The organism is Mucilaginibacter sp. Mucisp73, assembly GCF_059491465.1.
Genome location: NZ_CP168507.1, coordinates 1,989,341 through 2,008,894, shown reverse-complemented (window position 1 = coordinate 2,008,894; position 19,554 = coordinate 1,989,341). Strand labels below are relative to the sequence as shown.

Here is a 19,554-nt window from a genome sequence, read left to right as displayed (position 1 = left end):
TAGGAGCTAAGATTCAGAGAGGTTAAGGAGATGGGAATAGTCTATCTTTTCAAACCAAAGCTTAGGTAAAACAATTTTACTCTCCTTTGCTGAATCTTTCTTTTGCCAATACAGGATAAAGTTTACTTTGATGGACTTTACTTGGTAGCCCTTTGCAGTAATATCATTTATTCGCCGTAAAAAGGACGTGGAGAATTTTAATATTGGTTGCCCGTTTACATTTAAACATTCGTCACCTGATATAATTAAATCGTCCCCGGCCGTCAATAAAGAAACCTGATGCTGTGTTCTTAAAAAATAATCGAGCCAGACATCTTCATGGATCAGATTTATCGCCAAATGAGCTGGCGGTTCATTTTTTTCATGGCGTTCAATGTATTCCAGGTTGCTGACTTTTATATCATCGAAAAGATTCGCATTGATATGGATTGTCAAATTTTGTTTGGCCCTGGTAATTGCGACATATAATTGACGTTTAATTTCGTCTGTTGGTGGTGCAAGATTTTCCAGCATCAAAAAAACGTTATCAAATTCTTTCCCCTTAGCCTTGTGTATAGTGGAGACAAAAATTGTTTCACCGCCGCGCTGATAGAAGTCTTCCAATTTCGATTCCCGAATAAAAACATCAAGGTCCGACCTGTATTTCTTTTTGGTATTAGTAGCCTCAAAATCTTTGATCAGGTTTTGGCAAATCAACCAATTATCGCTATTCTTAAATGTGGATGCAGCTGTACGCAGTGCATTTTCCCAAACATCATCGCTTATCACATGAACCTGATCTTCAGTATTCAACAAACTAAGGAAAAACCTTATTTCTGCCAGGTTATATAAATTAAACGTATCGTTGGTTTGTACTAATTTAGCTTGTATTCCGTTTTGCTGTAGTAATCCGGCTATCTGTAATGCCTCTTCGTTAGTTTTAACAAGCACACAGGTTGTACCGATAAGTGGTGTACTTGCTACATTTTTTGCAAGTGGTACTATCAAATTGCCATGCTGATAACGGAACATCTTTATTTTTCCATCACCAGCTTGTTTTGCCATAATCGGCGTATTTTTTAATCTATCAGTTATGTTATTTAAAAACTGGTTTGCAAATTCAACAAGGTTACTTTTACTCCGATAGTTTTCAACGAGCTCATATTTATCGGCTCCATATACTTCAATTAGTTGATGAAGATATTTTGAATTTGAACCGCGAAACTGGTAGATATTTTGGTCATCATCTCCAACCGCAATTACCCTCATTTCTTCGTTCTCTTTGATTAGTGTCCGAATCAGTTCAAACTCTTCATCATTGATATCCTGCGCTTCATCAACTACCAGAACGGTTTTTGTAATGCGATTGGTTTCAACTTCTTTATTTCTTATCTTTTCGATAGTTTGTTTTAAAATGGTATCAGATTTTTCAAGGTTTCCCATCCTACCCAGTAAATCAAAACAATAAGAATGAAAGGTTTTTATTTCTATATAATTTGCAGCATTACCAATTAAATTCAACAATCTTTTTTTAAACTCAGTTGTAGCCGCCCTTGAGAAAGTAAGCATCAACAATTGCTCATGTTTTACGTCCTCCATTAACAATAATGATGCAAGTTTATGCACAAGCACTTTCGTTTTCCCGCTGCCCGGACCAGCAGCTACAACAATGTATTTGGAGACATCATCTTTTATAATTTTGAGTTGTGTTGGGGAAAGCTCTCCAAACAATTCCCTGAACTTTGCCGGTGTAAGGGTTAAATTGATTTCTTTTTGACGACTACCTTTAAAATATTTATTAAGAAATGATGTATAATTAAGCTGGAAATAATCTTCGGTGAATTGCAGCGCCTCCCGATAGTTTTCTATCATTTTTTTAGCATACTCACCGACAATATGAATCTGCTGAATTTTATTTTCATAGAACTGACCCATCTTTTGATAATCCTCGGCCTTGTAGCGCTTTTTGTTATCCGGTTCAAGTCTTTCTATCGTAAGCCTGTTATAAACCACCAAAAAGCCACCTTCAATTTTAATAGCTTCAATTCGCGAAAGGTAGAACAAAGCATCTTCTATATCATCGGCATCAATATTCATTTTAAAAAGATCGGTACTCTGTTCGTAAGTCACTTTTAATTCATGTACAGAAAATTCGACCAATACATCATCATCCTTATTATCTGTATTTACAGCATTGGCTTTTTGATATAAAAATTCAGTTATAAACCGTGCCAGTTGATATCGTTTGTCAATTTTATCCTTTAGTGTTTGCTGTGGATGTAAACTGTAAGCCTTAAAATGATTTTTTGAAGATGATAGACTTTTCCGCCTGATCCAATTTTTTATCGCCCAGAAATTGATGATGGTTTTTATTTTATGAGGCGTTACATCATTGCATCCCTCGTTTTCAAGATGCTCGTTCAGCTCCTTAAGTTGAAATGTATATGGTTGTTCATTTATAAAGGATAGCAGACACTTTTCTATCTTACCAAATGATTCGGCGATATTGATTGAACGGTTTTTATTTTCCCCTCGTTTAATAAACGCTGTCAAATCTTTAGCATCGGCCAAAATGTTTTCCTCGCGCAGCAGATTTATAATGCCGATCACTTCTTCTTTCACTATCCCTAAATGGTCACTGATATAATCAATCCGGGATTCGGCAATCTCATCGTTCAACTGCTTTCTGTTTTTACTGGAGAAAAGCTTTTTTATAATTCTTGTTGCTTTTTCTTTTTGCTTTTCGGTAAACCGTTCAGAAACAGCTATTTTATCTATAGCTTCTTGTGCATTTTTGGAAAGAATACTATTGGCGAAAACCCTTGGAGAGTTTTGTCCGCGTTTCAAATAACCGGCGTCTTCAAGTGCTGCAATTGCAGTGGTTACCCTGGTTTCAATTTCGGCAACGCTATCATCCCAGCCAGCTTTACGAGCAATTTCTAAAGCAGAATTAGACACAGTGGAACGAAACCGGGTTATGTCTTTTATCGCCTTCCATATCTGCTGAATTTCTTTGATAGATAACTTAGTTTGATTAAGCAGGATAAAGTGCTTGCTTAGATCTTCCTCATTGAACAGGACATAACAATCAGCAGATATATTCTCATCACGCCCGGCCCGGCCTGCTTCCTGTACATAATTTTCGAGCGAATCGGAAATATCATAGTGAATCACTACGCCAATATCTTTTTTGTCAACGCCCATGCCAAAAGCTGAGGTAGCTACCATAATCTTGACCTCACCCGATAAAAAGGCATTTTGATTTGCTGTTTTCTCGTTAGCATCCATTTTGCCATGATAAGCTCTTGCATCCATGCCGTCAGCAATTAAACGTTTGGCAAGCGTAACAGCCCTTAAGGTTCTGGAAACATATATTATAGCAGGACAATTTTTCCCTGCAATCAAATCTCTTACGGTTAAATATTTTTCCTCATCGCTTTGCTTTGGCAACACTTTGTAATTGAGATTAGTGCGGGATGCAGTTGTTGTAAATAGTTGAAGTTGCAAACCCAGTTTTTCACTGAAATAATTACAGATATCCTCAATTACTTTTGGCTTCGCAGTTGCTGTAAAGCAGGAGACGGGCAAGGGTTCGGGAAGATTTTTCTTTTCCCGGATAGTGCGGATAAAATCACCTATGTACAGATAATCAACTCTGAAATCCTGCCCCCACGATGAGAAACAGTGTGCCTCGTCAATTACAAACCGTGCAATCTTTCTTCTTAAAAGCAAACGCTCAATGGTTTTTGAACGCAGGGATTCTGGTGCAATGTAAAGAATACAAGCCGATCCATCTTCAATGCGTTCAAAAGACTTTGCCCTTTCAATGGGATCGAGTAGGCCGTTTATTGTAACAGCGTCCATTAACCCGGCTTTTTCAAGGTTATCCACTTGATCTTTCATTAAAGATTGTAGCGGCGATATTACAATTGTTAAACCTTTAGTACTTTCACCGCACACTAACGCAGGCACCTGGAATGTGATGGATTTGCCCCCGCCAGTGGGGAATACGGCCAAAAATGATTTGTTGTTAATTGCCGCCTCAACAGCCTTTAACTGCAATGGTTCACCTCCATACTGCCTGAAAGTGCTAAAACCGAAAAACTTTTTTAGCGCGAGATGAGCATTTAACGCCTGATTGCAATAACTACAGCCGCTAAGGCAGGGCATATTTCTCAATAAAAACATCATGCGCTCCACATCAGGGTAATTTTTTAATACCCATGGCGGTGTTATTGAAGTTCGGCTGCCTGCTTTAATCAGAGACAAGCAATAGGCAAGTTCTACGGGGTAGTCAGATACTAATTGTTCAAGATTAGCCTGAACACAAATTTCATCTTTAAACTTCTGACGAATAAGGAACGAAGCGTCCTGATTAGCCGTTGAGTAATCAAGAAATCTAAAAAAAGCTTGAAAATGCCTATTACTTTTAAGCAACAAGAAGTAAATGTCACTAAGTGTTTTGTCTGTTTGTTTGAATGTGGCTACTTCATCAAAAAATAAATCCCGAGCTTTAATAGCGTCATTAAGTGGGTTGTTTAGTTCATCATATTGTAGTTTATCATCTTTAACAAGTGCATGATAAGGCTTTGATGGAAACAAAAGAGGCGATAAATATAGTGTATCGATGATATCATCAATCGCCACTCCGACGAGATTAAGCAGAGACCCGATATATTTTACATCGTGATTTAATATATTATGACCACACACAAAAGGGACGCCTCTTATAAATTCAGAAAAAGCTGTCGCCGAGGTTTGGTGAAAGATATTATTATCATCCTTAATACAGCCAAAATCAAGGACTTTTCCAGTCTTCGGATCAACCTCAGTATCTATAAAGACGATAGCGCTCAAAACCTATTAACTTAGCTTAAGTGTATTATTTGCAATCTTAGTTTATCTGGTGCAATGCAAATTACTATTATAGTAAATATATTGAATGCTTAATAATAAGTTTATTTTAAAAACATAAATAACTGACAGAATAAAAACCTTATTTTGAACTTATGGCCAGCGTTACCCGGCATTTAAAACACAAAGCCCCGATATTTGCGATATCGGGGCTTCTAATTATCCAATCTTATAACTGTTATCCCAGTTGCAGATCTTTTTGCTGTACAGTGCCTGGTTGCCCAGGTGCACACTGATGGCGGTGCGGGCTCCCGTGAATACATTACTGTCCGGTAGCTCATTATGCAGTATTTTCTGATAAAAATCGTTGAATGCATACCAGGTACCGTCTTTCGTGGCCTCGGGCAGAATGGGTGTGCCTCCTTCTTTATTCCATACAATGCGTGTTGCACCGGTTACGCCGTCTACTGTCCCTTTTTCTTTCAATAGTTTTTTCTCAGGGTAAAACATGCCCTGGTCGGTTAGCAGGGATACAGTACCCAGGGTACCTTTAATCTTGAAAAGATATCCGTCATGCGCATTGCCGCACATCGCGCCGAAATTACCGATCAGGCCCAGGTCCGGGTAACGTAACATCAGTTGTACGTTATCATAGGTCTCCCGCCCATCTTTAAACACATCTATCCCGCCGGTGGCAAAAAATTCCTGCGGATGGGTATCAAAAACCCAGTTAATAAAATCAATCTGGTGCGAAAGCAGTTCGGCCGCCAGTCCGCCCGAATATTCTTTGTACATGCGCCAGTTGATGGCCCGTTCCAGTGAAGGATCAGGCACCGGGCGGCGCCAGTTGCCATTGCGGTCCCAGCGGCAATCCACTTGCGTTACTTTACCCAGGTAGCCTTTATTGATCATCTCTTTAACCCGGTAATATAAAGGCGAATAGCGGTACTGGTGACCAACCTGCAGCACCTGGTTGTTGCGCCCATGCATCAGGCTCACAAGTTCAAGCGCCTGATCAATGGTATAGGTCATCGTTTTTTCCAGGTATAAATGCTTGCCCGAGCGGATAACATCAGCAGCCACAGCGTAGTGCAGGTACAGCGGAACAGCAACGATGATCGCCTCCACCTGCTTATCATCAATTAATTTACGGTAATCCGTATACATTTTCACTGAACCAGGCTTAACCAGTTTTTGTGCTGCTGTCAGCCTGAAATCGAGCACATCGCACAAGGCAGTAATGCGGAACTGATCGGGCATTCCGTTAAGGATATTCATAATCCCGGTACCACGGTCGCCACAGCCTACCACTGCAATTTTAACGGGATCGGCCCCGGGCTGTATTGCGCTCAGGTTTTGGTTTAGCAATAGTCCGCCTGTTAGCAGGCCTGTATTTTTCAAAAAAGTTCTTCTCTCCATTTATCCAATTTTATTGTTGATATCCTTTAAAGTAAGCAGTAACCGTATCTGCTATACGGCCATCCGGCTTCCGGTATACAATATAAGCACCCAGACCCTTCCGGTTTTTCAGAAAGTTCAATGTGCGTTTTAATCCCATTGTCATAAACCCGTTATCATAACCATCCGCTGTTATTGCATCTTTCGCATAAACGGTAACACTGATCATTTCGTTTTGTATTGGGTAACCTGTTAACGGATCCATCAGGTGCGAAACCTGTTTGCCGCCTGCTTCATGATGTTTGCGGTAATTGCCGGATGTAGTAATGGCGCCATCCCCCGGCTCAATCACTTTCCGCATCGGGGCCGGGTTCAGGTCATCGCCACTGATGCCTTCAATGCCCACCTTAAACGGTTCGTTGCCGGGTTTATGGCCTTTAATACGTAATTCACCACCCAATTCGATGAGATAGTTATGAATGGAATGCTGTTCCAATAAAGACGCCAGCAGATCGACAGAATAGCCCTGCGCGATGCCGTTGAGATCCAGTTGTACGTCCGGCTGGGTTTTGTGTAAAAAAGTACCTTTCAAACTGATTTTATCCGCTCCTACATGATGAAGGAGGTTCTGCACTTCTTTCCGGTCGGGGTCATGTGCCGGTTTAATTACACCAAATCCCCAGGCATCAACCAAAGGTTTCACTGTGGGGTCAACCAGCCCCCCGGTTGCGTGGCTGATCTGCAGCGCACGGGTGATCAGCACACGAAAAATTTCATCTATACGGATACCTTTTGCAGAACGGTTGAACTGACAGATAAGCGAATTAGGCTGATATAGGGACACCGACTGATCAAAATGCTTTAACAGGCTATCCGTTTGCGCTGTATTCACCAGGCTGTCGGGCGCATAATACACGATACTATATGTGGTGCCTTGTGCATACCCCTTCAGCTCGAAGCGGCGGAGCGGCTCCTGCTGTACGAAAGCACAGCATATCAAAATAAAGACGCAAGGATACGTCAGCAAGGTCGTTTTCATAGTCAGATAGCCAAATGTAAGCATTCAGCCGCTTTTTCATCTCATTGCGTGAAATAAGCTTGATGATCATCTGCGGGCTACCGGAAGATCAATTCCCCGTGCTAAAATTCGTAACCAAAACGATAGATGAACTCCTAAAGGCCGGTAGTTAAAGCGGCTTTAAGTGTTTTAATATGCAATGAGCTGATTTAAAATTTGATTAACACCTTTCCAAAAGGCTTTTCCTCTATTAAATAACGCTGGGCTTCCGGTGCATCGGCGGCATCAAACACTTTTGCTACCGTTGGTTTTACAGAGCCGTTAGCAAGTAATGGTAATAGCTGGTTCCATACATATTGCTGTTGCTCGGCTGTAAACCAGCCTGAAAGACTTTGCCCCCGCATTTGAAGGCCCTTCCACACAAAATCAGTAATGTTTGCTGTAAACTGTGCCCCTGCAGAATACCCAATGTTTACGATGATGCCATTTCTGGCCAGGGCCTTAATAGCGTTGCCGGTTAAATTACCACCAACACTATCAATAACGATGTCAACCCCTTTTCCACCGGTAATACGCATAACGCCTTCGTTAATACTTTCATTTTCCAAATTAATTACATTTTCAAAACCTGCTAATTCCGCAGCTTTTGCTTTTGAGGCCGATCCTGCTGTTGTTATTACCAATGATGCACCATGTGCCTTAGCCAGCTGCACGCCCGCGTTGCCAACTGCGCCACCCACTGCCAGAGAAAGCACAGTTTTGCTCGGCGCAAAATCCGCTTTATTTAAACAGGCCTGAGCAGAAAAAAAACCTACAAAAACTGAAGCAGCCTCCTGGTCTGATAGGTTTGCCGGTGTTTTAATTAATTCTTCAGGATATAAAGCGAGATGACTTTGCCATGCTCCGTCAGATGCGATGCCTCTTATGCCACCCGCCGGTGTAAAGGCCGATATAATAACTCGTGTTCCATCAGGGAACTGATTGTTACCTTTTACAACAATCCCTGCGGCCTCGTTGCCTAAAATCATAGGCAGCCTTTGAGCTTGTGGGATAAGCCCGGCCCTGATTGTATTATCTACCGGGTTAATTGCTGCAAAATTAACTTTTACTAATAATTGTCCCTGCAGTAAATCGGGTGCGGGGAGTTCTATAAGCTTTAAATTTTCATAAGCCCCGTGTTGCGTAAATTGAATTGCTTTCATTGTACTCAGTTTTAAAATTAATATCCAAAAAGAGACCAAAGGGTCTCAATAATATCAAAAAAATTTATTCCAAAAAGCTCAGGACTTCGCTCCTGAGCATGTCAGTAACCATTTTCATTTGGCCTTTATTAGAAAACACCCGGCTGGTAAGTATCGTGCCTTCCAATAAATTAAACATATATATACCAAATTCATGTGGGTCAATATGCTTTTTAAATTCACCTGTTTGTATACCCTCTGAAATTATTCGGGCAAATCTATCCTGTATTGATTTGATGCCAAGTGCAACGCGATCCCTGATAACGTGATCGGTATCGTCAGTTTCCACGCCAAAATTTAATAATGGGCATCCTCCGTTTTTTGCAAGCGATAAACGGTCATGATAAAGATCAAGCACTGCAAATAATTTATTCTTTGCACTGGTTTGGCTTTTAATCTTGTCATCGATCGCATTAATCAGTCTTTTCGAAAGGAAATTAAAAGCTTCCATCACAATTGCCTCTTTATTTTCAAATTGCCGGTATATGCCTCCTTTCGCCAGTTTTGTAGCTTCCATAATATCGCTGACAGATGTGCCGGCAATACCTTTTTTGTTAAATATCATTGCGGCTTCCTCAATTATACGTTGCCGGGTGCTTTCTCCTTTTTTCATGACAACACAATATAGAGACCTTTCGGTCTCAAATAAAATTTATTAATAAAAAATTTCGCTTATGTTATTTCAATGACTTTTGCATGCTGCTAATTGGCGAACTCTTTTTTTGCAAGCTGTTTTTAAAATTTCTAAGCCGTTTTCAATTAAACCATCATCGGTGCAACAAAAGGGTTAATAGTTGTTTTAATCTTCGCACTGTTTGAATAACTTGCGTATAAGGAAAGCCAATTTAGCATCAGAGGCTCATTTTTTGTACACCCAGGCCAATAGTAAGCCGTATTTCGTTCTACTTTATCATCAAATTAAAACGGCCGGTTATGTACAATCAATACCAGCTATTTGGAATCGTAACCTATTTTCTTTAATTAATCGATTAATAGCTTAGCATTTAAATACAATGTCATTATTTCATCTCTGTTCAATATTCGGCCGAATACTTTTATATTAGTTAAAAACGCTGAAGCTGAAAGATGGCCGCAGCTGCTGCCTATTGTTTTTAGCGGACAAACGAATTGCTTTTCGACTGACTCTGTCTCTTTGCCATCGATATACAAAGTACAGTTGTTATGCCCGCCGGTCAAGGTTATCTGCGTCCATTTATTTACAGGGACAATGCTATTAAATACCTGCCGGTAAAAATCTTCACCCTCACCTGCGTACTCTTTATAGCCAACAGTCCGGGCGATACCTAAACCGGTCTTGCCCGATTTTTTATCTTTAAGGTTCAGGAAAATTGTTCCGTAGGGCGATTCGAACAGTACCGTCGTTGTATCGCGGGTATCTGTTTTTTTAACCCGGAAGCTCAGTGTCCAGGGTTGTTCTAACTCGTCGGCTGGTAAGTTTAGCCGAACAAAATCATGCCCATCAAGCGCCAATACAGATTTTGACTCATAACCGGTTAACGGTTTTATTAGGTGTTTATTTACAGCGTCGGGTAAAGTATTTTCTATGAAATCGACGTCAATGATTGGATCACTGTTTTTGTAAGCATCCAGTAGCCTTGTATCATTTACTTGTGGTACGTTTTTCAGGCCATCAACTCTCTTTGTAAATTCATCAAAAGTGGGTGACATTTTATTGCCCCATAGTTTTTCGGCCATTACGGGTAAAGCCACCGCAACCTCGTCTGCCGTTTCATGATAGGTAAAACCCATTGGCCCAAGATCATTCCATACATGCAGCTTCGCCCCTAACAAATCAGGTTCGCACGGGTTTAGCTGCTGGTTTGGCCCGAAATCATTCGGTGCCCATTTTTCGTACAAAAACTTATTATCTACGCCATAGTAATTTGTACCCGGAACAATATACAGCCATCCGTCAGTTGATTGTACCACCTGGTGTCCTGCTTTAATCTCTTCTTTGGCGTTATTGCCCAACCACATATCAATCATTATATTGCTATCAATAGGGGTAAATCCCGGCATTTCGTTGTATCCGGACCATATCATTACTTTTTTCCCTTTAGCACCTATGTATCTGTTGAAATGATTGATATAGTTACAAAAGCCTGCTGCAAAAGTCTTACGGTCTTCTGTCGTAGTAGCCTTTTTAAATCTGTATTCGTCAGTTCCGATATGGAAATAGGGCGATGGAAATAACGGCACAAATTCATCGAAGATCTTTTCCATCATGGCGGTGGTTTTGGGATTTAATACATCCAGTTGCCCGTCCTGCAACTTTTCATTTTTTAGCTCGGGGGCAATATCCAAAATACTCATGGCATGGGCGGGCGCATCAATTTCAGGGATAATATTTATGCCACGATCTGCGGCGTATTGTATCAATTCCCTGATTTCCTGCTGTGTGTAAAATCCACCTGTTGATGTCAGCTGAGGATATGTTTTACTTTCGACCCTGAAAGCTGCATAATGCTGGCCGTGAAAAGCCTGATCGTTTAAATGTAATTGTAATTGATTCATTTTATACCAGCTCATGCGGCATATGTAATCTTTCAGCTGCGATACCGGGAAAAATTTCCGCCCAACATCCAGCATAAATCCCCTAAAAGGATAGGCAGGGATATCTGAAATAGTATAACAAGGAATACTTTGCTTATCGGTGCTCTGTTCAATTAACTGCAACAAAGTCCGGGTAGCGTAAAAAACACCTGCCTCATCCATTGCCTTTATAATAACCTTATCCGGTTTGATTTCCAGGTGATAAGATTCCCTTTGGACTTGAGTTAAGTGACGCTGGGGTTTGATTTTTATGACAATATAATTCTTCCCTCCTTTTGCCTGCAACCCGGATTGCCGCTCGCTGCCCCGCAACGCAGCCAGGTCTTCAAGGAAGATCGCAACGGTTTTTTGTGTTGAAACAGATGGCTTAAATTTAAATTCAGTAGCAGCACTGATAATAAAACTGCCGCTACCTGCCTGCCACTGATGAACCGCCGGTATAATATTCGGCGCAATATTATTCACCTGGGCGTACAGGCCCGATTGTATTAAAACAAAGAACGTGATGTACGTGATTAATTTTTTTGTTGAGATCATTCAAATAAATTTCGATGAGGTTATAAATAACAATTGAGAAAACTGGAGAGGTAATTTGTCGCTTCTCCGGTGGTTTTAACCATATCCGTAGCCATTTATTCAATAGTAAACCATGTATAACTCTCGGGCGCTATGTTGAAGGTTAGCGTGATCTCATATTTCCTGTCAACAGGATACTTTTTAGCTATCCCTCCCTTTTCCCTGAGCTGGGCCGAACTTGTTAAACCTGTGTAGTACAGGGGTACCTTAATGGTTCTTGTAATCGCAACTTTAAGCGGGTTGTAAAGCATGATCATTCCTTTTGTACCCAGTTTCGGATTCACGTGCAGCAAACCATCCCAGTCCCTGCCATCGGCCCGGCGAAGATGGATAATATCGGAGTTAAGGATGCTGCGATATTTTTTATACCAGTCAATGACATTAACCACCATCTTCCGGGTAGCTTCGGTATCATACAATCTTGGTCCGCGGTAACAGGCCTGGACTCCCGCCCCGTAATATTGCACCATCAATTGTTCATAATCTTTCAAATGATCCGAAAGCGGTTCCAGCACGGCCTCGGGGCCACCGCCCTGATACCGGGTAAGTGGTACAAATCCCCAGCCCATGGCAGGGGTCTTTTCCCAGGTACCATCAAAAATATTCTGACGGTTCAGGATCATTTGCTGATCACGCGGCAAAGAAAAATTAACTTCCCGATAGCCTAAGGCAATTTTATTGGTGCCATCCAAAAAATACCAGTCGGGAGCGTTCACATAAACACCATGCTCGTTACACCAATGATATAAACCTTTTTGCAGTTCCATTTGCTGCCATTGGCTATCATCCAGGTTTTTATGGCCGGGATGTGTAGTTGATGCGCAAACGTCGCCGGGATAAGGGCCGTCATTTTCAAAAATATCGAACCCGGTTTTACTAATAAAATATTTTAACTTATCCAGATAAGCCAGGCCCCATTTGCTGCCCAAACAAGGGGCATTTCCAAAGAAAGCAGCGGCATCCGGCTTTTTTGTTACCGGATCGATCACATCATCTTCATCGCTGATCCGCCTCGAACTAAATAAAGAATAGCCCCCTATCAGGATGTGTTTACTATGCGCATAATTTGACAGTGTTTTCCAGCGTTGTATGTTGACAGCCGAGCTGTCTTCCATATTGCAATGGCTTCCAAAGCTGAGGATCAGGGCTTCATACCCTGTCGCCACACATTGGTCTATAGCCTTTTTTACGTCTTCATCATTACGGCTTACGAGGTGCATAAAGATGGGGTTTTCTGTTGTCCATGGAGCTATAGTGCTGTACATTTTCCTGATAGCCAATCCCCGCCTTTCGCGGTCATAGCTATCCATCAGTAACTCATAAGTACGAACCGAGTTAAAAACCTGCCCCTTTCCCAACGCTATACCAGTAGCCTTTTCCGGGTATACTTCTAATAAACACGGGGTTTGATAATTATAATTTACCTGTGATGTATAATTACTATCGGCTTTCCAATGCGTAGTTTGGTCGCTGATGTCATATCGCATAGAGTTATTGAAGGCATAATTAGTCTCCAGATAAAGGCCGTGCTGTTTTTCCATCTGAGCCGGCGAACCAACTACGGCACTTTCCTCCTCTACCGTTGCAAGCACCTCATTGATTACTCTATTTAACATTATAGCTTTATTTCCTTTATTCTCAACCGAAAGCCATTTTACAATAAGAGGAATGTTATTATACAGTTCATAATGTACAGTAACAAGCAGATCTTTTAAACCGTCAACATTTGATTTATAGGCAAATGACAGCATTTTACCCGAGCCGGGAACAGTATTCAGTGCCCATCCCCGCGGTTTCCAGCGGATGTAGGGAGGAATATCCGTTACCGAAAAGGATTGAAACTGAAAATCATTTTCATTGCCCTTGAATCCGCTAACCCATTCGGGCAGCAGATAGGCATTCTCCTTTTGCCCGTAAAGGCCTCCGATATTATATTCCCTGCCATCAACGGTTAACTTTGCTTCGGGCTTTACAGCCCTCAGCAATTGCTGACCGTTGCTCATATTGCTGTAATCAATGCAGGCCACATTTTGTTGAATCCGGAAGGTTCTTTTTACCAAACCATTGCTCAAAATAATGTTTTTACCATCAGTATAAACATCGGCTTTTTGCCGAACCGGGTTTACCAGCCAATCCTGAGAAATTACCTGCCTGTCATTTTCTTTCCAGACAGGTAATTTATTAATCGCTTCTTGTGCACTGGCGATATTGATGATGCCCCAAAAAGCAATCGTCGAAAAAAACAGCTTTCTTTTCATTTATTTCTTTTCAACTTGGTTAATCTTTTCATTTCTACCCAATCTATTGGTTTTTCAGGCCTTTCTGCATTCAAACAGGAAATGGCTTTTGTTATTCTTTATCTTTTTTAAGAGTGATTGCTTCGCCGGCCTTATTCCCCCGTGCGTCTGTCTCTTGCAACGACCATGTATTTTTCTTCACCTCTGTTAAATGCCAGCGTTTATCGGGATTTCGCAATTCTTTCTTCATGGCAGATGAAAAAACACCGGCATTTCTTGCATGTTCCCAGGCGCTGAAAGTTGCGAAGAAAGCAGATTTGTCTTTGCATTTTTCAACATTACTCTCATTTAAACCCAGCATAAACATTGCATCCCAACCGATAGCACGCGACTGGAGATTATCAGCCTGCAAATACGTCCAGCTTGAAGAAAAATTTTGGATACCAAAAGTGCAGGGTAAATAATTGCTCTGGCTTCCGTTTCGAATATCTTTCCCTTCAATGCCCCAGGCATCGGTAACGGGGTTATACATATTGCTATCGCCGCCCACATTATTGGTACTCATAAACAGCCAGCCGCCTTCTGAAATGCCCGAACCCATTACTCTTAAATACTTTCCGCCCAAACGATGATACGCATCGAACAGTTTTCTGTAAAAACGTTTTTCAGAATAAGTTCCCTGCGCCTGGTATGCGCAGCTTTCCAATCCGTCAAAATCAATGTAGTTCATACCGCCGTCGACCAGGAATTTGGCATAATATTCTGCATACTTATCCTGCAAAGCGATATTGGGTGCAAAGCCATGATAGCAATTGGGCTGCAGCTTATCTATCCGCTCACCGGCAGAATGGGCAGCTGTGTGTGTATTATAAAATCCGCGTTTTACATGCAACAAGGTATAAGGCTGCGTGGTGGTCACGCCATTATATTCAATCAGTTCCTTGCCCAATTTCAAAACATTGGTATGATTGCCTTCCCAGCCACCGTATTCATTTAAAAAGGTTGTATCTGTTACCCTGATAATTGTATCAGCAGCAGAAATACCTTTTGCAAGCCAGGTTGAATATAATGTCTCTAAACTATCACTCGGAACGGGTGAAACATCACTGCAATTGGGCTGCAAAAATTCGCACAGCGTATGCAGACCATAAGCAATATTGTGTGCGTTGGTTTGTTTTGTAAAATCAGCGACGGAGATTTTTTGATGATTGACCATAATTCTCTTCGAGCCCCAGCGGTCGGCAGGGTTAGGGTAATATTCTCCAAAACCCTCATCCTGTACACTATATACGCCAAGTTGCCTTGCATAGCTCACCAGGCTATCCTGCCGGCCATTCCATGCCAAATCAGCTTTGAATGATTTTGGGTCGCGAATCCATTTATTATCCAAAGTAGTTATGTAAGGCAGTTTTTCACTCTTCGTAATTTTTTTCAGCATTGCAATTACGGCAGTATCTGGGCAGGCGTACATTGCGACGGACGAACCGATAAAATCAACGGGAATAGCATCTACCCATTGATGGCGCGGCAGATTCATGCGTTCATATCCTGGCAGAAGGGTAATAAAATCCAAATGCCTCATTCTTCTGTCTCTTGATTGCAAAGCCACATATGAACCATAATCGGGCGCAAGCTGTGCAGCTATCCCGCTATTGGTTTTATAATAGTCTTCCGCCTGCGAAGACATAGCTATATCGTTGATACCATCGCCACCAAAACGGAAGCGCTGCCCTTCGTGTAAGCCCGCAGGCAATGGATTTGCAACCGGATCGTTAGTGTGAATGTAATAATACCCCTGCGATAAATCGCCCTCGCAGGGCAAGCCGCCGGTAGTATTATCCTTCAACGAAAAAATGCCAAAAGCAAAATTGCCATCGTGCACCACACCAAGCATATCGCCAATATATTTTGAGATAGTTGTTTTATATGGCCCCCAAACGATATTTGTAATATTACTGCGTTTAGTTAATGAAAGCAGAGTGAATCGCAGATAGTCCTTTTTATCGGTTACTTCAACGCTCGCTGTAGAACCGTTGGAAAATACAAGCTTTATCCTCCTGTTTTGTTGATTATAAGAAAATGATACAGGCTCGTATGTTTTTTCCTTCCCGGCATACAATGACATGAATGGCGACGTATATCTTTTGGGCGAATATTCCTTTTGGCTTTGAATTGCTAAAACATTTGTAACAAAACCGCTTTTATTGATGTTTATCTTTAGCCACTTTGTTTGAAATGTGGTTTGAGCGAATAAAAAGTTCGCCATCAAGACACAAATAACCAGCAATATATTTTTCTTTAACATAATTTAGTCTGTTTGATTATTGAAATTGTTTTTTGAAATTGCGTGAGTCCGACTTCCTGTCAACACTACCTGCGCTGGCTATACCCGCCAATTATATCAGAACGAATGCGGATAATAGCGATTGCTTATACTTCCGTCCTCAAATAAATCCAATATGGCATAGCCGGGAGGTGTTTCGCGGTAATAACATTTAGCCGCCGAATCTCTATCGCCGTCTTCCCACCAAAATCCACTTAAGGCGCCGTTACAATAGTAGCGAACACCATCATAACCAGCCTCATCAAGTAAATGGATATGGCCGCTTATACAAGTGATTGTTTTGTCCCGGTGTTTATTAAATAAATTAGTGATATATCTCGCATCTGTATGGTTGCCTCCTTCCATTATGGTGCTTACGCCCAAAATCGGGTAATGGCTCATACACAAAACAGGCGTGCCGCGCCGCAGTGACGCCAGGTCGTTCTCCAGCCATTTTCGCTGTTCAGCATCTAATGAACCTGCATTATCATTATTGCTGTCGAGAATGATAAAATGCCACCCATGCTTTTCAAAACTGTAAAAGCGGCCCGGCATTTCAAGTTGAGCTATTACATGCGGTTTGCCATACATGCTGTCGGATTTGTCAGGGCAAGCCCACCACATATCATGATTGCCCAAACAACTGTATACTTCATATCCCTTAAATCTTTCACGAGCGTTTTTCCATATCGCCCACTGTTCGTTGACCCGTTCACGGGTAATGTTATTGTAGTCGGCAGCGAATATGGAATCACCTCCGTTTAGAAAAAAATCGACCTTATGTTTCTTTATTTCTTCAATGCAGCGCCCGAAACGTTCCGGGGCATTGTATTCGGGGCGAATATGTACATCTGTAATATGCGCTACCCGTAATACCCGTTTCTTTTCATGCGGCGCGGCCAAAACATTCGGTTCGCGTTTTACCCCCAATGGCAATGATATGGCGAGCAGCCCTATCCCCTTTACCAGGTCCCGCCTTTTTTTTGAGTCGACAGTGTTTGTCATATTTTTAGTTGAGTGTTTTAACGGCCAAAATTTTGTTGCCGGCTGTGATTTGCAGCTGTACTTTTTGCCCTGCTTTTACCATCACTTTAGGCCAATGTAAAAACGCTGTATATGGAAGCGGCCTCTGCGCCTGCGCACTGCTTTCTGCAAAAATGGCTACGTTGGCATCATAACCGGTGTTGTTGCTCACCAGCAGTGTGGTCGATTTCTTATCCTTCTTCAAAACAGCGGCAGCCACATGATCAAAAACCAGGAGCTTCCCCTTATCTGTCTGAAGATAAATTCCAGGCAGTTCAATGGCCATTAACATGCCGTTCGTTTCCGTCCACGAATTCCGTGTATTTATGAAATTGCCAACACTGCCCCGGCCTTCGGCGTCACTGGGCTGAATCCGTTCCATGCTCGATCCGATAAGGTTGTTGGTAGTATAATGACCTGGCATGTTTACTGCTTCGGCGTGCGCATGTTGAATATCCTTTATTAAATCTGCATATAATTTGTTACCCGTTGCACGGTATAATTTAAACAGGTAATCGCCAGAGGCTTCACAAATACCCGGAGCCGAATGTTTATTTTGAATGCTGGCCCAAACTGCCCCGGCCATATGGCAGTTCAACTTCGCGATCTGGCTGCCGGATGGAAAAACAGGATCATAGGACAATACCCAGGTTGAACAAAGCGCGGCTTCTACCTCAGCTTTTTGCAACCAGCTTTTATCGCCGGTAACGTTATATAAGGCCATCAATGATTCTAAAAAACCAAATGCCGATTCTGAATTAGCATCCATGCTAATATCCCCGCAATCGCCGCCGGTGAGGCCCTGGTTTACCACATCCCGTTGGTAATAATAATTCGCTGCTTCCCTGGCTACTCCAAGCCACTCCGGGTGGTTAAAATAATTTGAAGCAATGGCCAATCCGCCGGGCGCTATCGCTCCCGCCGTGGAGTTAAATACGGCTATCTCGCCAGTTTCGGGTACGATGTACTGCCCAAACTCGCCGTATCTTTTCCAGGTGTTAGTAAAAGCTTCGGCCAGTTTTTTCGCGGCCGACTCCCATTCCGGCTTAATTATATTTCCAAAACCCTGCGCTTTCAACAGCAACAGATGTTTCATCAGCCACAATAAAGCGTCACTGTTTTTGCGTACCATAGCCTGGCCTTCCGGAAAATCAGGGTGCATTTTTTCAAAAAGGAGGCGGCCATTTGCTTCGATTCCGCCATAAAAAAAGCCGCTTTTCCCCTGAAGTTTATTCACAACAAAGTCGATCTCCCCCGCCACCCGCTCACGTTCTTTTGCATTATTAAGCGCCAGCATAGGATAGGTATTCATCATACCGCTCACCCAACCCAACTGAAAATCGTCATTATTTTCGGGCTTGTAATAACTACCGGCAGGAACATGTATAAAATTACCGCTGCATATTGCCGAACCTACTGCAAGTAACTTACTCATAGGTAATATATTGCGGGGACTATTTGGCCCGGTTATATCCTTACGTACCTGCATAAACTTCGTAAGCAAATCAGGAATGCTGCCGGCATCAAATACATATAACCTCATCGCAATGGTTACATGGTCGCCGGGTTTCCAGTCGCGTGCTTTATCACCACTTTCATGAAAATCCCCAAACCCGGGCGCCAGTCTGCGCACCGCCGGTGCCGAAATGCTAAAGCTGCAACTATCTTGTTTTGTATTTTCTGCAATGGTAAGGCCACTATTGCCCAACTGGGTCTGCTGGGTGGACAACAGGATAAAACCTTTCTTTAATAATGGTGAAAAAAAGCACATTGCAGGCGTTGCTGCATTGCCGGTTTGTAACTGCACCAGCGATGCTTTATCGGGTTCTGCGGATAACCTGGGGTTGTTTGAAATTGTTAGCAGTACTTGGGGGTTATAGTACATATCCCTGGTGTAGGGGGGATTGTACCCGTTGCCAATAGCAGGATACCTGTTCCCGTTATACATACTTGCAGGCATCATAACGTAATTCTTCCTGCTCCAGCGGCTGAAGTCAAAAGATACCTCCAGGGCCGTGGCAGCTGCATGGCCTTCTTTTAACTTAATATCGGCGGTGATATCCAGTATCCCGGCGCTTGCACCCTGTTTTGCGGTTAAGTTAAGCGACCACTGGGCACTGTCAGTTGTGAGGCTGTTGTTCCCGAACACAAATTTATTTAATGCTTTGGTACCCTCATATTGGATAGCGCTTACACGCATATTTCCATGCACAGCTTTTAAAAAATCTGGGGTTATAAGCTTTTTTGCTCCCTGGGCATGGGCAATGCCTAATAAACATGTACAAATTATGAATGCGGAAAGGCAGTTTTTTTTGTTAAAATTCATATTAA

10 protein-coding genes are annotated in these 19,554 nt (G+C 42.1%); all 10 read right to left on the bottom strand.

All coding sequences use genetic code 11. The features are described from left to right. Nucleotides 1–6: 6 nt before the first annotated feature. On the bottom strand, nucleotides 7–4,836 hold the full coding sequence (locus ACEN82_RS08640; RefSeq protein WP_413318986.1) for a RecQ family ATP-dependent DNA helicase: 4,830 nt from the start codon (nucleotides 4,834–4,836) through the stop codon (nucleotides 7–9). 216 nt (nucleotides 4,837–5,052) lie between these two features. Then, the gene (locus ACEN82_RS08635) at nucleotides 5,053–6,252 is read right to left on the bottom strand and encodes a Gfo/Idh/MocA family protein (protein ID WP_413318988.1); all 1,200 of its coding nucleotides are present in this window, start codon (nucleotides 6,250–6,252) and stop codon (nucleotides 5,053–5,055) included. A 10-nt stretch (nucleotides 6,253–6,262) separates the two neighbouring features. Continuing rightward, complete coding sequence (locus ACEN82_RS08630) at nucleotides 6,263–7,270, bottom strand: FAD:protein FMN transferase (protein WP_413318990.1); 1,008 nt, start codon at nucleotides 7,268–7,270, stop codon at nucleotides 6,263–6,265. 188 nt (nucleotides 7,271–7,458) lie between these two features. Further along, nucleotides 7,459–8,451, bottom strand: coding sequence for a quinone oxidoreductase family protein (locus ACEN82_RS08625; RefSeq protein ID WP_413318992.1), 993 nt, complete (start codon nucleotides 8,449–8,451; stop codon nucleotides 7,459–7,461). A gap of 64 nt (nucleotides 8,452–8,515) precedes the next feature. After that, nucleotides 8,516–9,103, bottom strand: coding sequence for a TetR/AcrR family transcriptional regulator (locus tag ACEN82_RS08620; RefSeq protein WP_413318994.1), 588 nt, complete (start codon nucleotides 9,101–9,103; stop codon nucleotides 8,516–8,518). 368 nt (nucleotides 9,104–9,471) lie between these two features. Continuing rightward, nucleotides 9,472–11,601, bottom strand: coding sequence for a family 20 glycosylhydrolase (locus tag ACEN82_RS08615; RefSeq protein ID WP_413318996.1), 2,130 nt, complete (start codon nucleotides 11,599–11,601; stop codon nucleotides 9,472–9,474). A gap of 95 nt (nucleotides 11,602–11,696) precedes the next feature. Then, nucleotides 11,697–13,898 carry an alpha-galactosidase gene (locus tag ACEN82_RS08610; protein ID WP_413318998.1) on the bottom strand — a complete coding sequence of 734 codons (2,202 nt, stop codon included), beginning with the start codon at nucleotides 13,896–13,898 and terminating at the stop codon, nucleotides 11,697–11,699. A 91-nt stretch (nucleotides 13,899–13,989) separates the two neighbouring features. Beyond that, entirely contained in the window at nucleotides 13,990–16,182 is a 2,193-nt protein-coding gene (locus ACEN82_RS08605; protein ID WP_413319000.1) for a hypothetical protein, read from the bottom strand. A gap of 96 nt (nucleotides 16,183–16,278) precedes the next feature. Then, nucleotides 16,279–17,205 (bottom strand): metallophosphoesterase family protein, encoded by a 927-nt coding sequence (locus tag ACEN82_RS08600; protein WP_413319002.1) that lies wholly within the window; start codon nucleotides 17,203–17,205, stop codon nucleotides 16,279–16,281. Nucleotides 17,206–17,209: 4 nt separating this feature from the next. Continuing rightward, nucleotides 17,210–19,549 carry a hypothetical protein gene (locus tag ACEN82_RS08595; protein WP_413319004.1) on the bottom strand — a complete coding sequence of 780 codons (2,340 nt, stop codon included), beginning with the start codon at nucleotides 19,547–19,549 and terminating at the stop codon, nucleotides 17,210–17,212. Between the last annotated feature and the right edge of the window lie 5 nt (nucleotides 19,550–19,554).

What these genes read in the sequence shown, in the direction of transcription:
- ACEN82_RS08635 (WP_413318988.1), bottom strand. Translation starts at nt 6,252, where the DNA reads ATGGAGAGAAGAACTTTTTTGAAAAATACAGGCCTGCTAACAGGCGGA.
- ACEN82_RS08630 (WP_413318990.1), bottom strand. Translation starts at nt 7,270, where the DNA reads ATGAAAACGACCTTGCTGACGTATCCTTGCGTCTTTATTTTGATATGC.
- ACEN82_RS08625 (WP_413318992.1), bottom strand. Translation starts at nt 8,451, where the DNA reads ATGAAAGCAATTCAATTTACGCAACACGGGGCTTATGAAAATTTAAAG.
- ACEN82_RS08620 (WP_413318994.1), bottom strand. Translation starts at nt 9,103, where the DNA reads ATGAAAAAAGGAGAAAGCACCCGGCAACGTATAATTGAGGAAGCCGCA.
- ACEN82_RS08615 (WP_413318996.1), bottom strand. Translation starts at nt 11,601, where the DNA reads ATGATCTCAACAAAAAAATTAATCACGTACATCACGTTCTTTGTTTTA.
- ACEN82_RS08610 (WP_413318998.1), bottom strand. Translation starts at nt 13,898, where the DNA reads ATGAAAAGAAAGCTGTTTTTTTCGACGATTGCTTTTTGGGGCATCATC.
- ACEN82_RS08605 (WP_413319000.1), bottom strand. Translation starts at nt 16,182, where the DNA reads ATGTTAAAGAAAAATATATTGCTGGTTATTTGTGTCTTGATGGCGAAC.
- ACEN82_RS08600 (WP_413319002.1), bottom strand. Translation starts at nt 17,205, where the DNA reads ATGACAAACACTGTCGACTCAAAAAAAAGGCGGGACCTGGTAAAGGGG.
- ACEN82_RS08595 (WP_413319004.1), bottom strand. Translation starts at nt 19,549, where the DNA reads ATGAATTTTAACAAAAAAAACTGCCTTTCCGCATTCATAATTTGTACA.